Source organism: Streptomyces sp. UC4497 (assembly GCF_054871485.1).
Genome location: NZ_JBTYHB010000041.1, coordinates 35,866 through 53,868, shown reverse-complemented (window position 1 = coordinate 53,868; position 18,003 = coordinate 35,866). Strand labels below are relative to the sequence as shown.

Here is an 18,003-nt window from a genome sequence, read left to right as displayed (position 1 = left end):
TGGGTTCCCTGCTCTCCTTGTTGGGCCCGAAGTGTTCTTGGGGGGTCTGGGGTCAGCCCCCAGGAATCCTCTGCACGGCCCAACTAGGGCCGTAGTCGTACGTGTTGAGCTTGTTGCGGTCAGCCGGCCATGCGGCGGCCGGCCTCCTCGATGCGGTCCGCGATCGAGCCGTTGATGACCTCGTCACCCACCTGCACCTTGATCCCGCCGAGGACCTCGGGGTCCACGTCCAGGTTCAGATGCATCTGACGGCCGTAGAGCTTCGCCAGGGACGCACCCAGACGCTGCTTCTGCGCGTCGCTCAGCGGGACCGCGGTGGTGACGACCGCCACCATGCGCTCGCGACGCTCGGCGGCGAGCTTGGAGAGGGACTCGAGTCCCGCTTCCAGGCTACGTCCCCGCGGCGCGGTCACAAGACGGCCGACGATCCGCTCGGTCGTGGGCTTGGCCCGGCCGTCGAGCAGCTGCTTGACGAGCTCGCCCTTGGCCGAGTTCGAAGCCGACTTGTCGGTCAGTGCGGCGCGCAGCTCGGTGTTGGAGGAGACGATCCGGCCGAACCGGAACAGCTCGTCCTCGACGTCGTCGAGCTCACCGCTCTTCTGCGCCGCGGTCAGGTCCGCGGTGTTGGCCAGCTCCTCCAGGGAGTCGACCAGGTCGCGGGAGGCCGACCACCGGGAGCGGACCAGGCCGGACACCAGGTCGACGGTCTCGCCGCCGACCTGGCCGCCGAGCAGGCGGCTCGCGAGCTCGGCCTTGGCCTCACCGGCCTGCGCCGGGTCGGTCAGGACCCGTCGCAGGCTGACCTCGCGCTGCAGCAGCGCGGTCACCGAGGCCAGGTCGCCGGCGAGCGCCTTGGCGTCGACCGACGTGTTGTCGGTCAGCGCGTCCAGACGCTCACGCGCGGCGGCCAGTGCCTCGCGGCTCGCTCCGTGGGCGGTCATCGTGCAGCCTCTGCCTTCTCCTCGAGCTCGTCGAGGAAGCGGTCGATCGTGCGCGACTGCCGGGCGGTGTCCTCGAGGGACTCGCCGACAAGCTTGCCGGCCAGGTCGGTGGCCAGCTGGCCCACGTCCTGACGCAGCGCCTGAGCGGCGGCCTTGCGGTCGGCCTCGATCTGCGAGTGGCCGGCGGCGATGATCTCCTCACGCTGCCGCTGACCCTCCGCACGCATCTCGGCGATGAGCGCGGCACCCTGCTCCTGCGCCTCCTGGCGCAGCCGCGCGGCCTCGTGCCGGGCCTCGGCGAGCTGAGCCTTGTACTGCTCGAGCACGCTCTGGGCCTCGGTCTGAAGCGCCTCGGCCTTCTCGATACCGCCTTCGATCTTCGCGTGGCGCTCGTCCAGCGTCTGGTTGATACGCGGGAGGAGCTTCTTGGCGAAGACGAAGAAGACGATGGCGAAGGCAAGGGTGCCAATGAGCAGCTCGGGGCCGGGCGGGAGGAGAGGGTTCATCTCCTCCTCGGCCGCCAGCTGTACCAGGTTGGCGATCACATCAGTGCCTTTCGTCGTAAGTGTCAGTCAGTACGCGGTGATTACTGACCGAACACGAACGGCATAACGATGCCGATGAGGGCGAGCGCCTCACAGAAGGCGAAGCCGAGGATCTGGTTGGCGCGGATCAGGCCGGCAGCCTCGGGCTGGCGGGCAAGGGCCTGGGTGCCGTTACCGAAGACGATGCCGACACCGATGCCGGGGCCGATCGCGGCGAGACCGTAACCGATGGAACCGAGGGAGCCGGAGACGCCAGCGGCGAGTTCGATGGACGCGGACATGCCGTTACTTCCTTTTCTTTACGAACCGGTGGGGGTTGGCCACCGGACGACCTGGGGTGGTTGGACGGGGTGGGGCTCAGTGGTGCTCGGCGAGAGCGCCCTGAATGTACGTGCAGGCCAGGAGGACGAAGACGTACGCCTGAACGGCCTGGACGAAAAGCTCGAAGAGGATCATCGCGATCGTCATCACGAAGGAGACGCCGGCGGCCGGGATCATCCAGCTGTTCAGCAGGTACCAGGAGGCGACGGTGAACATCACCAGCATCAGGTGACCCGCGAACATGTTCGCGAAGAGTCGGACCGCGTGCGTGAACGGGCGGACCAGCAGGTTCGAGAAGAACTCGATGAACGAGACCAGCCACTTGATCGGCCCGAGCGACGGGTCGTAGCCGGTGATGTTCTTCCAACCACCCACGAAGCCATGGCGCTTGAAGGTCAGCGGCACCCAGATCAGGTACACGATGGCCGCGAGGACCGCCGGGTAGGCGATGACCGAGGAGACCGGGAACTGGGCGAGCGGGACGACCGACCAGATGTTCATGATCCAGATGAAGAAGAACAGCGAGACCATGATCGGTACGTACTTCTCGCCCTCCTTCTTGCCCAGCGTCTCGTAGACGACGTTGCGGCGGACGAAGTCGTAGCCGGCCTCACCGATCATCTGGATCTTCCCGGGCACGACCTTCGAGCGGCCGAACGCGAAGTAGAAGAAGGCACAGACGACGATCGTGGTGAGCAGGGCGAGCAGCATCACCTTGTTGAAGTAGAACCAGCCGAAGTCGGCAATCGGTTCGAACAGGAAGGAGTGCAGGCCCGGCGCCGGGAAGCCGCATCCGTTGTCGGACATGATCCGACAGCTCCAGTCAAAGGCGAGCTGGGTCGTGTCAGCACTCACCGCGGGCTCCTTCGGCGTGACGCATAAGTACGGCAACCTCGTTGTGTCGGTGCGGCGTGCAGCCGCGGATCGGCACCGGTCTGGTGTTTCGGGCGTGGGGGCGGCGGGCAGGCAGTGAGCCTCGCGATCGTGCAGGCGTCAGCTCTCGTGCCCGCGCCGGCGATGCCGCAGTTGGCACCGGACGATAGCAGCCCGACGAACGGGCGCTTATCCCGGCCCTACCTCTCACGATGACGACCCGGTCTTCTCGGCTTTCTCACCGGTCCCGGTCCCCTTGGAACCGGGCGCCGCCTCGGGGTCGATATAGAAAACCTTGGCCTTCATGTGAGCGCGGGCCTGGGCCGCCATCCACACAACGGTCGAGACGACCAGAGAGACGGCAAAGGTCTTGGGATTGAAGAGAGTCGTGTCCTTGAAAATGGCCACGAAGATCATGAGCAGCAGCAGCTGGGCGACGTAGAGCATCAGCCCCATCGCCTGGAACAGCTGCGGAAGCGATTTTGCCGTGCGGATCAGCACGACCTGCCCGAGGCCCATGAACACGATGACCACAAGAGCACCGACCAGCGCACCGATGGCCCCCTTGCCGCCCGCAACCACACCACTGATCACCGCGGCAATCACGCCAGCGGCGGCGGTGGGTAGGACGGTGTGAAGAAGGGTCCGTGCGTCATTGGACGGCATGGCGGCAACTCCGCTTACTGGTGTGGGGCAGGGTGTCGTCATGGACGAGCGTAGTCCGGGGATTCGGCAGTCCGATTCGGGCCAAATGGCCGTTGCACTAAGGCCTTTCGGCCCTCCCCCTGGCTTCGTGAACGGTATCACAAACTATTTGATGCGGTCTTTACCTAGAAGGTGTGCCAACCGTCACACGTGAGGGGGATCCTGCGCGTCTGTGCACGCGCGAGGCCAATATATCTGGTATTGGGCTCATTTCGGACTTCGTGGCCGCCCGCGTCAACGGGACGTTCCCGCCTTACGCCGGTCCGTGAAGCGCGAACGGCCCCCGATCGCCGTCGCCCCGTTGACCCCCGCCGGGATCCGGTCGCGGTCCGGTTCGCCCCCGGAGGTCTCGGAGCCCTCGGACGGCTCGGCCACCCCGTCGCCCGCCGCGGCCACGGCCGGTCGCCGGTAGCGCGGAGGCACCAAGTGCTGGGCCCAGCGCGGCGCGTGGGGCGTGAAGCGCGGCAGCAGAAGCATGACGAGCCCGACGAAGCTCAGCGCGACGATGGTGAGCATGACCCACATCCCGGACGCGGAGTGCACCGAGTAGGCGACCGCGCCGAAGGCGATGAGGCCCGACCAGAAGTACATGATCAGCACCGCGCGGGAGTGCGAGTGGCCGATCTCCAGGAGCCGGTGGTGCAGATGCCCGCGGTCAGCCGCGAACGGCGACTGCCCGTTCCAGGTGCGGCGCACGATCGCGAGGACGAGGTCGGCGAACGGGATCGCGATGATCGTCAGCGGCATCAGCAGCGGGATGAAGACGGGCAGCATCGCGTGCGTGGTGTCGCGGGTGGAGCCGCCGAGGTTCAGCTTGAGCGCGTCCGGGTCGACCTGCCCGGTGATGGAGATCGCGCCGGCCGCGAGGACGAGGCCGATGAGCATGGAGCCCGAGTCGCCCATGAAGATTCTGGCCGGATGGATGTTGTGCGGCAGGAAGCCCAGACACATGCCCATCAGGATCGCCGCGAACAGCGTGGCCGGGGCCGCGGACTCGATGCCGTAGCCGTACCAGATCCGGTACGCGTACAGGAAGAACGCGGCGGCGGCGATGCACACCATGCCCGCCGCGAGCCCGTCGAGGCCGTCGACGAAGTTCACGGCGTTGATGGTGATCACGACGAGCGCGACGGTGAGCAGGGTCCCCTGCCACTGCGTCAGCGACACCGTCCCGACACCCGGGATCGGCAGCCAAAGGATCGTCAGGCCCTGCATCACCATCACGCCCGCGGCGATCATCTGGCCGCCGAGCTTGATGAGGGCGTCGATCTCAAACTTGTCGTCCAGGACGCCGATCAGCCAGATCAGGGCGGCGCCGGAGAGTAGCGCCCGCGGTTCGTTCGAGGACTCGAAGACCTTGTCCAGATTGGTCAGGTGATCGGCGACGAGCAGGCCCGCGCACAGACCGAAGAACATGGCGATACCGCCGAGCCGCGGCGTGGGCTCCCGGTGCACGTCACGTGCACGGATCTCCGGCATGGCGCCGGCCACGATCGCGAACTTCCGCACCGGGCCTGTGAGCAGATAGGTCACCGCGGCCGTGATGCAGAGCGTCAGCAGGTATTCACGCACGGGCTTCCCCACAGGTATCGCTGGCCATCTCAGCCCCACACCCTAGTCTCGCGTGCTTAGGGTTGGGGACTTCCGGGTAGCGACGATGGTTGCACGGCTGACGGTTCCAGAGGTGCACTGGTGCGGCGCAAGAGGTGTTCTACCGCTCGCCTACCCCGTTCCAGGCGGGGTACGGGGGGAATCTTTTGGCCAGTTGGCGCACTTCTTCGCGGACCGTTCCGGCGTCGAGAACGTCGCGTACGACACCCGACAGGAGCACGGCGATGCGGGCCATCTCTCCTTCGCCCATGCCCTGTGTGGTGACGGCGGCGGTGCCGAGGCGCAGGCCGCGGCCACCCTCGGCCGTGACATCAGCTGCTCCGCAGCGCGGCAGCGCGCATGTGTCGAGGATCATGCCCGCCGAGGCGAGCCTGCCACGTGCCACCCCGCCCGCGACGCCGAGCGGCGCCGGGTCCACGGTCAGCAGATGGGTGTCGGTGCCGCCGGTGGTGACGCCGAAGCCCTCCGCGGCGAGCGCGCCCGCGAGCAGCCGGGCGTTGGCGACGACCTGATGGGCGTACGCGGTGAAGGCGGGGCGCGCAGCCTCCCCGAACGCGACGGCCTTCGCGGCGATGGTGTGCATCTGCGCGCCGCCCTGGGTGAAGGGGAAGACGGCCCGGTCGACGCGGTCGGCCAGCTCGGCCGAGCACAGCAGCATCCCGCCGCGCGGTCCGCGCAGCACCTTGTGCGTGGTGGCGCAGACGATGTCGGCGTACGGGACCGGGTTCGGGGCCGCTCCCCCGGCGACGAGGCCGATGGGGTGCGCGGCGTCGGCGATGAGGTGGGCGCCCACGTCGTCGGCGATCTCCCGGAAGGCGGCGTAGTCGATGTGCCGGGGGTACGAGATCGAGCCGCACACGATGGCCTTGGGGCGGTGGGCGCGGGCCGCGGCGCGGACCTGCTCGTAGTCGATGAGCCCGCTCTCCCCGTCGACGCCGTACGGCACGAAGTCGAACCAGCGGCCGGAGAAGTTGGCCGGTGAGCCGTGCGTGAGGTGGCCGCCGGACGGCAGGCCCATCGCGAGCACGGTGTCGCCGGGCTTCAGCAGTACGGCGTACGCGGCGAGCACGGCCGAAGAGCCGCTGTGCGCCTGTACGTTGACGTGTTCGGCGCCGAAGAGGGCCTTGGCGCGGTCGATCGCGAGGCGCTCGGCCACGTCGACGAGTTCGCAGCCGCCGTGGTGGCGGGCGCCGGGGTAGCCCTCCGCGTACTTGTTGGCGAGCGGGGAGCCGAGGGCGGCGAGGACCGCGGGGGACGTGAAGTTCTCCGCGGCGATGAGCTGGAGGGAGTCCGCCTGGCGGGCGGTCTCCCCGAGGAGGATCTCGGCCAGTTCGGGGTCCTGCCGCAGGAGCTCCGCTGTGGCTGCGGGTTCTGTCATCACCGGCATGGTCGGCTCCGGGCCTCGCGTCGGGGAGGTAAGTGCCTTCCAATGTAGATCCGCCCCGTTGCGCCCGCCCGGCGTCAGGCCACACGGCGCAAACGTTTCGGGGGCCTGGGCGGAGCTACTTCTTGACGCCCGTCAGGGCCGTGACCACCGGGTCCAGGGCCTCGTGGATCTCGCCGCCCACCGACTGGAAGAACGGCAGCGGCGCCCCGTACGGGTCGTACACCTCGTCCGCCTCCACGGAGGGAGCCAGCAGCCACCCGCGTAGAGCCGCCGCCGCCCGCACCAGGGACCGCGCACGCTCGACCACACCGGACTCCAGGGGATCCGGCAGCGTGGCCGGGTCTATGGCCTGCACGAGCCGCGTGAACTCCTTCAGCGTGAACGTCCGCAGGCCCGCGCTGTGCCCCATGGAGATGACCTGCGCGCGGTGGTCGCGCGTCGCGGTCAGGACCAGGTCGGCCCTTATGACGTGGTCGTCGAGGAGCTCACGGCCGACGAAGCCGGAGGCGTCCGCGCCGAAGTCGGCCAGGACCGTTTCCGCGTTGGCCTCCATGGGCGCGCCCTCGTGGCCCCAGGTGCCCGCGCTCTCCACGACGAGACCGCCGGCGAGCGGCGCGCCGAGCCGGTCCGCGAGGGCATGCCTGGTCAGCCGCTCGGTGATCGGCGAGCGGCACACATTGCCGGTGCTGACGTGGAGGATGCGGAAGGTGTCGCCGGGGAGTGCCGGCGTGCGTACGTACCCGTTGCCTATGCCACGCCCCGTCTCAGGGGCTGTCAATTCGCCACCTCGAGGTCGGGTACGACCTTGCGCAGCTCGTCCGCGGTCAGCGCGCCCTCGCGCAGCAGGACCGGGACCTTGCCGGTGACGTCGACGATGGATGACGGGATGTTGCCGGGCGTCGGCCCCCCGTCGAGGTAGACGGAGACGGAGTCGCCGAGCATCTCCTGCGCGGCGTCGCAGTCCTCGGGTGCCGGGTGGCCGGTCAGGTTCGCGGAGGAGAGGGCCATCGGGCCGACCTCGGTGAGCAGTTCGATGGCGACGGGGTGCAGCGGCATGCGGACCGCGACGGTGCCACGGGTGTTGCCGATGTCCCACTGGAGCGACGGCTGCTGCTTGGCGACGAGGGTCAGGCCGCCCGGCCAGAACGCGTCGACCAGTTCCCAGGCCATCTCGGAGAAGTCCGTGACGAGCCCGTGCAGCGTGTTCGGCGAGGGGATGACCACCGGCGTCGGCATGTTGCGGCCACGGCCCTTGGCCTCCAGGAGGTCACCGACCGCCTCGGGCGTGAAGGCGTCCGCACCGATGCCGTAGACGGTGTCGGTGGGCAGCACGACCAGCTCGCCGCGGCGGACTGCGGAGGCGGCTTCACGCAGGCCGGTAGCGCGGTCGACTGCGTCATTGGTGTCGTAACGCCGTGCCATCTAGCGGGCCTCCTGCTCGATGTGCTGGTCTGCGTACTGCTCGAACTCGTCAAACTCAAAGGACAACGCGTCGGTCACGGCAGCGCCTTGCGGGCCGTCGCGAACCTCGGGCGGTTGTTGAGGTCGGGGTGGTCGGCGGCGTCCGCCCAGCCCCGCTCCTCGGTGAAGATCCACGGCACCTGGCCGCCCTGCGTGTCCGCGTGCTCGATGACGACGATGCCGCCGGGGCGCAGGAGGCGGTGGGCGGTGCGCTCGATGCCACGGATCAGGTCGAGCCCGTCCTCGCCGGAGAACAGGGCGAGGTCCGGGTCGTAGTCACGGGCCTCGGGGGCGACGTACTCCCACTCGGTGAGCGGGATGTACGGCGGGTTGGAGATGACGAGGTCGACCTGGCCGTCGAGGTCGGGGAAGGCCTCCAGGGCGTCTCCCTGGCGCAGGTCGACCCTGGACCCCTCGACGTTCTTGCGCGTCCATTTGAGCGCGTCCTCGGACAGCTCCACGGCGTGCACGCGCGAGCGCGGCACCTCCTGGGCGAGCGCGAGCGCGATGGCGCCGGAGCCGGAGCACAGATCGACGATCAGCGGCTCGACGACATCCATCGCGCGCACGGCGTCTATGGCCCAGCCGACGACCGACTCGGTCTCCGGGCGCGGCACGAAGACACCGGGACCGACCTGGAGCTCCAGATAGCGGAAGTAGGCGTGTCCGGTGATGTGCTGGAGCGGCTCGCGGGCCTCGCGGCGCGCGATCGCCTCCCAGTACCGGGCGTCGAAGTCCGCGTCCTTGACGGTGTGCAGCTCGCCCCGCTTGACGCCGTGCACGAAGGACGCGAGCTCCTCCGCGTCGTTGCGCGGCGAGGGCACTCCGGCGTCGGCAAGCCGCTGAGTGGCCTGGGCCACTTCCGCGAGCAGCACGCTGCGGGGGTTTGGGGGTCGCCCCCCAAAATGTTGCTGCACGCTGTTCCTCCGGGCTGAGCTGTCGTACGGGGCGGGCGGTGCGGTTCTACGCGGCGGCGAGCTTGGCGGCCGAGTCCGCGTCGACGCACGCCTGGATCACGGCGTCGAGATCGCCGTCGAGCACCTGGTCCAAGTTGTAGGCCTTGAAGCCGACACGGTGGTCCGAGATGCGGTTCTCCGGGAAGTTGTACGTACGGATCTTCTCGGAGCGGTCGACGGTGCGGACCTGGCTGCGGCGGGCGTCGGCGGCGTTCTTCTCCGCTTCCTCCTGCGCCGCTGCGAGGAGCCTGGAGCGCAGGATACGCATCGCTTGCTCCTTGTTCTGCAGCTGGGACTTCTCGTTCTGGCAGGAAGCCACGACGCCGGTGGGGATGTGCGTGATGCGGACGGCGGAGTCGGTCGTGTTGACGGACTGCCCGCCGGGGCCCGAGGAGCGGTACACGTCGATGCGCAGATCGTTCGCGTGGATCTCGACGTCGACCTCCTCGGCCTCGGGCGTGACCAGCACGCCGGCGGCGGAGGTGTGGATGCGGCCCTGCGACTCGGTGGAGGGCACACGCTGCACGCGGTGCACGCCGCCCTCGTACTTCAGGCGGGCCCAGACACCCTGGCCGGGCTCGGTCGCGCCGTTGCCGCCCTTGGTCTTCACGGCGACCTGGACGTCCTTGTAGCCGCCCAGCTCGGACTCGGTGGCGTCGATGATCTCGGTCTTCCAGCCGACGCGCTCGGCGTAGCGCAGGTACATGCGAAGCAGGTCACCGGCGAACAGGGCGGACTCGTCGCCGCCGGCGCCGGCCTTGACCTCGAGGATCACGTCCTTGTCGTCGGACGGGTCTCGGGGCACCAGGAGGAGCCGCAGCTTCTCGGTGATCTCCTCGCGCTGCTGCTCGAGCTCCTTGACCTCGGCCGCGAAGTCCGGGTCGTCGGCGGCGAATTCCTTCGCCGTCTCGATGTCGTCCCCGGTCTGCTTCCAGGAGCGGTACGTGGCGACGATCGGGGTCAGCTCGGCGTAGCGCTTGTTGAGCTTGCGCGCGTTCGCCTGGTCGGCGTGGACCGAGGGGTCCGCGAGCTTCTGCTCCAGATCGGCGTGCTCACCGATCAGTTCCTCGACGGCCTCGAACATCTCCGGCTCCTGCAGTTACGGGGGATCAAAAGGGGCTGCACCGCAAAGCGCCGGTCCCGGTGCCCCCGCGAAAAACAGGGGCACCGTGGACCGGCGCTGGAGCTCCGCTACTTGTTGGCAGCGGCAGCCTTGCCGAAGCGGGCCTCGAAGCGGGCCACACGGCCACCGGTGTCGAGGATCTTCTGCTTGCCCGTGTAGAACGGGTGGCACTCGGAGCAGACCTCGGCACGGACGGTGCCGGACGAGATGGTGCTACGGGTGGTGAACGACGCGCCGCAGGTGCAAGAGACCTGCGTCTCGACGTACTCGGGGTGGATGTCGCGCTTCAAGGTGTCTCCTAGGTTCATGGAGGGCGCCGGGTCGCTGACGCGGGATGCGGGAGCGTGAACCGGGGCCGACGTACCAGTCTGCCAGGACTGGCCGTATCCCCCAAAACCGAGAAGGGCCCGGATGTATTCCCGGCCCTTCCCGAGGGGGTCGTCGCTGCTTCGCGGCTACTTCACGACGCTGTCGGCGGAGCCCTTGGCGGAGTCCTTCGTGGCCGACTTCGGGATCGTCCTGTCGGCCTCCAGGGCCTTCCAGACCTTCTTCGCGTTGGTCTTGTCCAGGAGTACGCGGTTGGCGTCGTTCGGGTCGTACTGCACGGGCAGCGTCACCATGTTCATGTCGCCGGAGCCGATGCCCTTGAGCCCGCTCGCGAACGAGGTCAGGTCCTTGACCGAGGCCAGCTGCGAGTCCGTCGTCACCGTCTTCGTGGCGGTGTTCGCGAGCGCGTACAGCTTGCTCGGGCTGGTGAAGACGCCGACGCTCTTGATCTGGTCCATCAGGGCCTTCATGAACGCCTGCTGGAGCTGGATGCGCCCGAGGTCACTGCCGTCGCCCACGCCGTGCCGGGTGCGGACGAGGCCGAGCGACTGCTCGCCGCTGAGCGTGTGCGTGCCGGCGTCGAGGTTCAGATGGCTGTCGGGGTCGTTGATCGACTTCGTGGTGGTGACCTTGACGCCGCCGAGGTCGTCGATCAGCTTCTGGAAGCCGCTGAAGTCGACCTCCACGTAGTGGTCCATGCGGATGCCGCTCAGGGACTCGACGGTCTTCACCGCGCAGGCCGCGCCGCCCGTCGAGTACGCGGAGTTGAACATGACCTCGTTCTGCGCCGGGTAGTCGTTGCCGTCCTTGTCGGTGCACGAGGGGCGGTCGATGAGCGTGTCCCTGGGGATGGAGACGACGCTGGCCCGCTTGTGGCCCTTGTAGACGTGGACGACCATCGCGGTGTCCGAGCGCGCCGAGCCCTCGTCGGCGCCGCCGCCGACCTTCTCGTTGTCGCCGGCCCGGGTGTCGGAGCCGAGGACGAGGATGTCCTCGGAGCCGTTGTCCACGTTCTGCGGACGGTCGGTGCCCAGCTGCGAGTCGATGTCGACGCTCTTGATGTTGCCGTTGAGCTGGAAGTAGACGTACCCCAGGCCGGTTCCACCGAGGACGACGACGCCCGCGGCGCTCCACGCCGCGATCCGCAGCGCCTTGCTGCGCCCACTGCGCGGTTTGCGGCGGCTGCCCTTGGCGCCGCGGTGGCGCCCGGGCCTGCTGTCACGTTCCGGCATAACTCCTCGCAGGTTCGTCTGCTTCTGATCCTTCGGTCCGCTTCTTCGTTCACTCGGTGTGACGGCGGACCGCCAAGAAGGGTTGCACAAACACGTGTGCGCATTCCGGGACGGAAGTGCGACGGTACGTAGCGGTACCAACGACCCGCAACCCTCTCACCTGCACTTTCACGCCCATGTGGCACATGCTTCACAGAGGGCACAGATCCTTATACGTGTGGTGAAGGTCTCTGGTCTCCGAGTGCCCTGAAACGTTCCGAGCAGGCACGGAAAAGGGCTGGGCCCCGCCGCACGAAGCGGCGGGGCCCAGCCCTTGAATCCCTGTGAAGCGTCAGTCGTTGCCGTTGCCCGGCGTCGGCGTCGTCTTCTGGATCTGCAGCAGGAACTCCGCGTTGGACTTCGTCTGCTTCATCTTGTCGAGCAGCAGCTCGATCGCCTGCTGCTGGTCGAGCGCGTGCAGCACACGACGCAGCTTCCAGGTGATCGCCAGCTCGTCGCTGCCGAGCAGGATCTCTTCCTTACGGGTACCGGACGCGTCCACGTCCACCGCCGGGAAGATGCGCTTGTCGGCGAGCTTGCGGTCGAGCTTGAGCTCGGCGTTGCCGGTGCCCTTGAACTCCTCGAAGATGACCTCGTCCATGCGGGACCCGGTGTCCACCAGCGCGGTGGCGAGGATGGTCAGCGAGCCGCCGTCCTCGATGTTGCGGGCCGCACCGAAGAAGCGCTTCGGCGGGTACAGGGCGGTCGAGTCGACACCACCGGACAGGATGCGGCCGGAGGCCGGCGCCGCGAGGTTGTACGCGCGGCCCAGGCGGGTGATCGAGTCGAGCAGCACGACGACGTCGTGACCCAGCTCCACGAGGCGCTTGGCGCGCTCGATGGCGAGCTCGGCGACCGTGGTGTGGTCCTCGGCGGGACGGTCGAAGGTCGAGGAGATGACCTCGCCCTTCACCGACCGCTGCATGTCGGTGACCTCTTCCGGACGCTCGTCGACGAGGACGACCATCAGGTGGCACTCGGGGTTGTTCACCGTGATCGCGTTGGCGATCGACTGCAGGATCATGGTCTTGCCGGTCTTCGGCGGGGCCACGATCAGACCGCGCTGGCCCTTACCGATCGGCGCGACGAGGTCGATGATGCGCGTCGTCAGCACACCCGGGTCCGTCTCCAGGCGGAGGCGGTCCTGCGGGTAGAGGGGCGTCAGCTTGTTGAACTCCGGGCGCCCACGGCCGGATTCGGCCGCCATGCCGTTCGCCGAGTCGAGGCGGACCAGCGCGTTGAACTTCTCGCGGCGCTCGCCGTCCTTGGGCTGACGCACGGCACCGGTGACGTGGTCACCCTTGCGCAGGCCGTTCTTGCGGACCTGGGCCAGGGAGACGTAGACGTCATTGGGACCCGGCAGGTAGCCCGACGTACGGATGAAGGCGTAGTTGTCGAGGATGTCGAGGATGCCCGCGACGGGGATCAGGACGTCGTCCTCGGAGATCTGCGGCTCGTTGCCGAAGCCCTGCTCGTCGCGCCCACGACGCCCACGACGGTCGCGGTAACGGCCCCGGCGCCCGCGGCGGCCGCCGCCGTCGTCGTCGTAGCCGTCGTCCTGCTGCTGGTTGTTCCGGCCGCCACCCTGCTGGTTGTTCCGGCCGCCGCCCTGGCTGTTCCCGCCCTGGTCGTCGCCCTTGCCGCCGCGGCGGTCACGGTCGCCGCCCTGGCGGTCACGGTCGCGCCCACCACGGCCGCCCTGGCGGTCGCCCTGACGGTCACGGCGGTCGCGACGACCCTCGTGGTTGCCGTCCTGGCCGCCGTCGCCCTTGTTGCCGTCGCCGCCGTCCTGACGCTCCTGCTTGTCCTGACGGTCCTGCTGGCGGTCCTGCTGCTTGTCCTGGCGGTCCTGCCGCGTCTCGGACCTGGCCTCGGCGGTGACCGTCTCGGGGCTGCCCGCCTCGGACGTGGCACGGCGGCGACGACGCTCGCCGGCCGGCTGCTCGTCACTGGCGCCCTGGCCGGGGATCTCGATCTGCTGCTGGGCCGTGGCCTTCTTCGCCTTGGCGTCGGCCGCCTCGGCCTTCTCCGCCTTGGCACCCGACTTCGCGGGCGCCGCGTCGGCCGCGGACTCGTCGCCGGTACGGGCCTTCGAGGTGGCCCGCCGCTTCGGCTTCGTCTCGGCGGCGTCGGCGCTCTTCGCGGGGGCGGCCTGGGAGTTCCCTCCCCCGGACTGCGCCTCCTTGATGACCTCGATCAGCTGGCTCTTGCGCATCCGCGCAGTGCCCTTGATTCCGAGGCCCGATGCGACCTGCTGCAGCTCGGCCAGCACCATGCCGTCAAGGCCGGTACCGCGGCGCCGCCGGGCGGGCGCGGCGGACGCGTCCGCAGAGGACGCGGCGGGCGCGGCAGCAGAGCTGTCGGCAGTCACGCCCATCAGATCGGTGGTGTCGCTCACGAAGGGTCCTTCCCTGGAGCGGACGTCGGCCTGTCTGGCTCGGCGACCGTGTTGTGCTGTCCGGCGGTGGTCCAGCCTGTACGGACCGTGTGCCGGGGCGGTTGTCCGCCGAAGAGGCGGAAGAATTCGGTGGTGACGGCGTAGCCCGATTCCGCGGGTGCACTGGATTTCTGTGTCACGCGGCTCGGTCACGCCGGTTCCGGAGCGTGCTCGCCACTCTTCAGCGCCACGTCTCGACATGCGAGGACGCTGCACGGAATCGCTGGGGAGGCTCCCGGAAGAATGGTTGTCCCTGACGGGGACACACAGCACCTCGCCATGGTAGGGCCGGGTGCAGACTTGAGGTTAACACTACCGGATCCAACAAACATTCCCCCTCTCGTATTCCGGCAACCGGGTGTCAGGAGCCAAGCGGCAGCACGCTCGCTCCGTCGACATCGAGGTCGAGGCGGTTCGCCGCCCAGCCCTCCCCGGCCAGCCGGGCGACCTTGTCGGCCGTTTCTTCCTCCACCAGAGCGAGGACCGTCGGCCCCGCTCCGGAGATCATCGCGGGCACCCCGTCGGCCCGCAGCCGCTCCACAAGGGCGGCGCTCTCCGGCATCGCCGGCGCCCGGTACTCCTGGTGAAGACGGTCCTCCGTGGCCGGGAGCAGCAGCTCGGGGCGCCTGGTCAGGGCCTCGACGAGCAGGGCCGCCCGGCCCGCGTTGGCCGCGGCGTCCACGTGCGGGACGGTGCGCGGCAGGAGTCCTCGCGCCATTTCGGTGAGGACCGGCTTTCCGGGGACGAAGACCACCGGAACGATGGAACTGGCCGCGTCGAGACGGATCGCGCGGCCCGCGCCGGTCTCCGTCCACGCGATGGTGAAGCCACCGAGCAGGCACGGGGCCACGTTGTCGGGGTGGCCCTCGATCTCGGTGGCGAGTTCGAGCAGCGCGGCGTCGTCGAGCAGGGCGCCGCCGCCTATCGTCACGGCGCGCGCGGCGACCACGGCCGACACGATCGCGGCGGACGAGGAGCCGAGGCCCCGGCCGTGCGGGATGCGGTTGGCGCAGACGATCTCAAGGCCGCGCGGCTGTCCGCCGAGGGCGTCGAAGGCCGTACGCAGGGAGCGGACCAGAAGGTGCGACTCGTCGCGGGGCAGGGTCTCGGAGCCCTCACCGGCGATGTCGATGTTCAGCCCGGAGTCGGCGACCCTGACGACCACGTCGTCGTAGAGCCCCAGCGACAGGCCGAGGCTGTCGAAGCCCGGGCCGAGATTGGCGCTGGTGGCGGGAACGCGCACCCTGACGGCGGCGGCGCGGAAGGCGGGACCGGCCATCGCTCGATGACTCTCCTTGAGCTACGGGATGTTTCGAGAACTTCCGATGTCTTGTGATGCGTCGAAGTCTGGTGGTGCGTGCGTCGACACCCGGGCCGCGATCGACAAAACAGCGGCGGCACCACGGCATATGCGGTGGGCGGGTTCGCTACAGCCTATCGAAGGAAGGTTCAGTGGCGACATAGGGCGCACAGGAGGCGCACGATGCGTGTCGTAAGCCCCCCTGTGCACCCCCTGTACTGAAACGCCCAGTTGACGACGTGTCAGCGTCGCGTAAAGAGTCGCCCGACGAGGCGTACGACTCAGGCGAGACCGAGACGCTCGGCGGCCGCGGCGGAGTCGACCGGCACGGTGACCGGCTGCGGAGCACCGGCGACGGCCCAGTCCGGGTCCTTCAGACCGTTGCCCGTGACGGTGCAGACGATCTTCTGGCCGGGGTCGACCTTGCCCTCTTCGGCGGCCTTCAGCAGACCGGCGACGGACGCGGCCGACGCGGGCTCGACGAAGACACCCTCCTGGGACGCCAACAGCTTGTAGGCGCGCAGGATCTCACGGTCCGTCACCTCGTCGATGAAGCCGCCGGACTCCTCGCGCGCGGCGAGCGCGTGCTGCCACGAGGCGGGGTTGCCGATGCGAATCGCGGTGGCGATCGTCGAGGGGTCCTTGACCACCTCGCCGCGCACGATCGGCGCGGAGCCGGAGGCCTGGAAGCCCCACATCCGCGGCGTACGGGAGGAGATGCCGTCGGCGGCGTACTCCTTGTAGCCCTTCCAGTAGGCCGTGATGTTGCCGGCGTTGCCGACCGGGAGGACGTGGATGTCGGGCGCGTCGCCGAGCGCGTCCACGATCTCGAACGAGGCGGTCTTCTGGCCCTCGATGCGGAACGGGTTCACCGAGTTGACCAGCGCCACCGGGTAGTTCTCGGAGAGGGCGCGGGCCAGGTTCAGGCAGTCGTCGAAGTTGCCGTCGACCTGGAGGATCTTCGAGCCGTAGACGAGCGCCTGGCCCATCTTGCCGAGCGCGATCTTGCCCTGCGGCACGAGGACGGCGCAGACCATCCCGGCCCGCACGGCGTACGCGGCGGCGGAGGCCGAGGTGTTGCCGGTGGAGGCGCAGATGACGGCCTTCGCGCCCTCCTCCTTGGCCTTCGTGATGGCCATGGTCATGCCGCGGTCCTTGAACGAACCGGTCGGGTTGGCACCCTCGACCTTCAGGTGCACCTCACAGCCGGTGCGCTCGGAGAGCATCTGCGCGGGCACGAGCGGCGTACCGCCCTCGCGCAGTGTCACGACCGGCGTGGTGTCGGTCACCGGGAGCCGGTCCCGGTACTCCTCGATGATGCCGCGCCACTGGTGGGTCTGTCCGGTCATGAGCTGCTACTCCCCTTCAACACGCATGATGCTGGCGACACCGCGCACGGTGTCGAGCTGACGCAGCGCGTCCACGGTCCCGGTGAGGGCCGCGTCGGCCGCGCGGTGGGTGACGACGACGAGGGAGGCCTCGCCGTCCTTCCCCGACTGGCGCACGGTGTCGATGGAGACACCGTGCTCGGCGAAGACCGTCGCCACCTGCGCGAGAACGCCGGGCTTGTCGGCCACGTCGAGGCTGATGTGGTACCGCGTCACGACATCGCCCATCGGCGAGACGGGCAGCTGTGTGTACGCGGACTGGCCGGGTCCCGTCGCGCCGTTGAGGCGGTTGCGGCAGACGGCGACGAGGTCGCCGAGTACGGCGGACGCGGTCGGCGAGCCGCCGGCACCGGGCCCGTAGAACATGAGCTGACCCGCGGCCTCGGCCTCGACGAAGACGGCGTTGTACGCGCCGCGCACGGAGGCCAGCGGGTGGGACAGCGGGATCATCGCCGGGTGCACGCGGGCGGTGACGGACTGCCCGTCGGCGGCCCGCTCGCAGATGGCGAGCAGCTTGATGGTGCAGCCCATCTGCTTCGCGGACGCGAAGTCGGCGGCGGTCACCTCGGTCATGCCCTCGCGGTACACGTCGTCGAGGCGTACGCGGGTGTGGAAGGCGATCCCGGCGAGGATGGCGGCCTTGGCGGCGGCGTCGAAGCCCTCGACGTCGGCGGTCGGGTCGGCCTCGGCGTACCCGAGGGCGGTGGCCTCGTCGAGCGCTTCCTGGTAGCCGGCGCCGGTCGAGTCCATCGCGTCGAGGATGAAGTTCGTCGTGCCGTTCACGATGCCGAGGACGCGGTTGACCTTGTCCCCTGCGAGCGACTCGCGCAGCGGCCTGACCAGCGGGATCGCGCCGGCGACCGCGGCCTCGTAGTAGAGGTCCTCGCCGTGCTCCACGGCCGCGGCGTGCAGGGCGTCGCCGTCCTGGGCGACGAGCGCCTTGTTGGCGGAGACGACGGAGGCGCCGTGCTCGAAAGCGGTGGTGATGAGGGTGCGCGCGGGCTCGATCCCGCCGATGACCTCGACGACCACATCGATGTCGCCGCGTTTCACGAGCGCGGTGGCGTCCGTGGTGACCAGCGCGGGATCGATTCCCTCGCGCACCCGGGAGGGCCGCCGCACGGCCACACCCGCGAGCTCGACGGGGGCACCGATCCGGGCGGCGAGGTCGTCGGCGTGCGTCGTCATGATGCGCGCCACCTCTGAGCCGACAACCCCACAGCCCAGCAGCGCCACCTTCAGTGGACGCGTACGCATCATGCGACCTCGTTTCCTCTACTGCTTCCGATACTTCGACGTATCTCTACGTGTATCGCTACGTGTATCTACGGTGGGTCCAGTCTCACCCACCGGACCG

The 18,003-nt window shown here is 69.0% G+C and carries 17 protein-coding genes; all 17 read right to left on the bottom strand.

The window, feature by feature from the left end:
• Nucleotides 1–119: 119 nt before the first annotated feature.
• Nucleotides 120–941 carry a F0F1 ATP synthase subunit delta gene (locus ACYSUO_RS36085; RefSeq protein ID WP_266714121.1) on the bottom strand — a complete coding sequence of 274 codons (822 nt, stop codon included), beginning with the start codon at nt 939–941 and terminating at the stop codon, nt 120–122.
• Entirely contained in the window at nt 938–1,486 is a 549-nt protein-coding gene (locus ACYSUO_RS36080; protein ID WP_461780426.1) for a F0F1 ATP synthase subunit B, read from the bottom strand. The genes ACYSUO_RS36085 and ACYSUO_RS36080 overlap by 4 nt, the downstream gene beginning before the upstream one ends.
• Nucleotides 1,487–1,527: 41 nt before the next feature.
• Complete coding sequence (atpE, locus tag ACYSUO_RS36075; RefSeq protein ID WP_385762526.1) at nt 1,528–1,767, bottom strand: ATP synthase F0 subunit C; 240 nt, start codon at nt 1,765–1,767, stop codon at nt 1,528–1,530.
• 76 nt (nt 1,768–1,843) lie between these two features.
• Nucleotides 1,844–2,614 (bottom strand): F0F1 ATP synthase subunit A, encoded by a 771-nt coding sequence (atpB, locus tag ACYSUO_RS36070; RefSeq protein WP_461780448.1) that lies wholly within the window; start codon nt 2,612–2,614, stop codon nt 1,844–1,846.
• 273 nt (nt 2,615–2,887) lie between these two features.
• Complete coding sequence (locus tag ACYSUO_RS36065) at nt 2,888–3,346, bottom strand: hypothetical protein (protein WP_426900973.1); 459 nt, start codon at nt 3,344–3,346, stop codon at nt 2,888–2,890.
• A 273-nt stretch (nt 3,347–3,619) separates the two neighbouring features.
• A complete protein-coding gene (locus ACYSUO_RS36060; RefSeq protein WP_461780425.1) occupies nt 3,620–4,957 on the bottom strand; it encodes an MraY family glycosyltransferase in 1,338 nt (445 codons plus the stop codon).
• Nucleotides 4,958–5,096: 139 nt separating this feature from the next.
• Entirely contained in the window at nt 5,097–6,383 is a 1,287-nt protein-coding gene (locus ACYSUO_RS36055; protein WP_461780424.1) for a serine hydroxymethyltransferase, read from the bottom strand.
• Between the two features lie 115 nt (nt 6,384–6,498).
• Nucleotides 6,499–7,161 (bottom strand): arsenate reductase/protein-tyrosine-phosphatase family protein, encoded by a 663-nt coding sequence (locus tag ACYSUO_RS36050; protein WP_266714094.1) that lies wholly within the window; start codon nt 7,159–7,161, stop codon nt 6,499–6,501.
• Nucleotides 7,158–7,805, bottom strand: a complete 648-nt coding sequence (locus ACYSUO_RS36045; protein WP_461780423.1) for an L-threonylcarbamoyladenylate synthase — start codon at nt 7,803–7,805, stop codon at nt 7,158–7,160. The genes ACYSUO_RS36050 and ACYSUO_RS36045 overlap by 4 nt, the downstream gene beginning before the upstream one ends.
• 74 nt (nt 7,806–7,879) lie before the next feature.
• Nucleotides 7,880–8,719: a peptide chain release factor N(5)-glutamine methyltransferase gene (prmC, locus tag ACYSUO_RS36040; protein WP_426900981.1), complete on the bottom strand. Its 840-nt coding sequence runs from the start codon at nt 8,717–8,719 to the stop codon at nt 7,880–7,882.
• A gap of 88 nt (nt 8,720–8,807) precedes the next feature.
• Nucleotides 8,808–9,884 (bottom strand): peptide chain release factor 1, encoded by a 1,077-nt coding sequence (gene prfA, locus ACYSUO_RS36035; protein WP_426900982.1) that lies wholly within the window; start codon nt 9,882–9,884, stop codon nt 8,808–8,810.
• Between the two features lie 107 nt (nt 9,885–9,991).
• Nucleotides 9,992–10,213 carry a 50S ribosomal protein L31 gene (rpmE, locus tag ACYSUO_RS36030; RefSeq protein ID WP_100595864.1) on the bottom strand — a complete coding sequence of 74 codons (222 nt, stop codon included), beginning with the start codon at nt 10,211–10,213 and terminating at the stop codon, nt 9,992–9,994.
• A gap of 165 nt (nt 10,214–10,378) precedes the next feature.
• Complete coding sequence (locus tag ACYSUO_RS36025) at nt 10,379–11,482, bottom strand: LCP family protein (protein ID WP_461780422.1); 1,104 nt, start codon at nt 11,480–11,482, stop codon at nt 10,379–10,381.
• Nucleotides 11,483–11,813: 331 nt separating this feature from the next.
• Complete coding sequence (gene rho, locus ACYSUO_RS36020; RefSeq protein WP_461780421.1) at nt 11,814–13,919, bottom strand: transcription termination factor Rho; 2,106 nt, start codon at nt 13,917–13,919, stop codon at nt 11,814–11,816.
• A 400-nt stretch (nt 13,920–14,319) separates the two neighbouring features.
• The gene (gene thrB / locus ACYSUO_RS36015; protein WP_422409827.1) at nt 14,320–15,237 is read right to left on the bottom strand and encodes a homoserine kinase; all 918 of its coding nucleotides are present in this window, start codon (nt 15,235–15,237) and stop codon (nt 14,320–14,322) included.
• Nucleotides 15,238–15,539: 302 nt separating this feature from the next.
• Nucleotides 15,540–16,607 carry a threonine synthase gene (thrC, locus tag ACYSUO_RS36010; RefSeq protein WP_461780420.1) on the bottom strand — a complete coding sequence of 356 codons (1,068 nt, stop codon included), beginning with the start codon at nt 16,605–16,607 and terminating at the stop codon, nt 15,540–15,542.
• A 6-nt stretch (nt 16,608–16,613) separates the two neighbouring features.
• Nucleotides 16,614–17,906, bottom strand: coding sequence for a homoserine dehydrogenase (locus ACYSUO_RS36005; RefSeq protein WP_327661590.1), 1,293 nt, complete (start codon nt 17,904–17,906; stop codon nt 16,614–16,616).
• Nucleotides 17,907–18,003 lie beyond the last annotated feature (97 nt).

Coding starts and splice junctions, on each gene's coding strand:
- ACYSUO_RS36025 (WP_461780422.1), bottom strand. CDS start 11,482: ATGCCGGAACGTGACAGCAGGCCCGGGCGCCACCGCGGCGCCAAGGGC.
- thrC (WP_461780420.1), bottom strand. CDS start 16,607: ATGACCGGACAGACCCACCAGTGGCGCGGCATCATCGAGGAGTACCGG.
- ACYSUO_RS36055 (WP_461780424.1), bottom strand. CDS start 6,383: ATGCCGGTGATGACAGAACCCGCAGCCACAGCGGAGCTCCTGCGGCAG.
- ACYSUO_RS36045 (WP_461780423.1), bottom strand. CDS start 7,805: ATGGCACGGCGTTACGACACCAATGACGCAGTCGACCGCGCTACCGGC.
- prfA (WP_426900982.1), bottom strand. CDS start 9,884: ATGTTCGAGGCCGTCGAGGAACTGATCGGTGAGCACGCCGATCTGGAG.
- ACYSUO_RS36085 (WP_266714121.1), bottom strand. CDS start 941: ATGACCGCCCACGGAGCGAGCCGCGAGGCACTGGCCGCCGCGCGTGAG.
- thrB (WP_422409827.1), bottom strand. CDS start 15,237: ATGGCCGGTCCCGCCTTCCGCGCCGCCGCCGTCAGGGTGCGCGTTCCC.
- ACYSUO_RS36065 (WP_426900973.1), bottom strand. CDS start 3,346: ATGCCGTCCAATGACGCACGGACCCTTCTTCACACCGTCCTACCCACC.
- atpB (WP_461780448.1), bottom strand. CDS start 2,614: ATGTCCGACAACGGATGCGGCTTCCCGGCGCCGGGCCTGCACTCCTTC.
- atpE (WP_385762526.1), bottom strand. CDS start 1,767: ATGTCCGCGTCCATCGAACTCGCCGCTGGCGTCTCCGGCTCCCTCGGT.
- ACYSUO_RS36005 (WP_327661590.1), bottom strand. CDS start 17,906: ATGATGCGTACGCGTCCACTGAAGGTGGCGCTGCTGGGCTGTGGGGTT.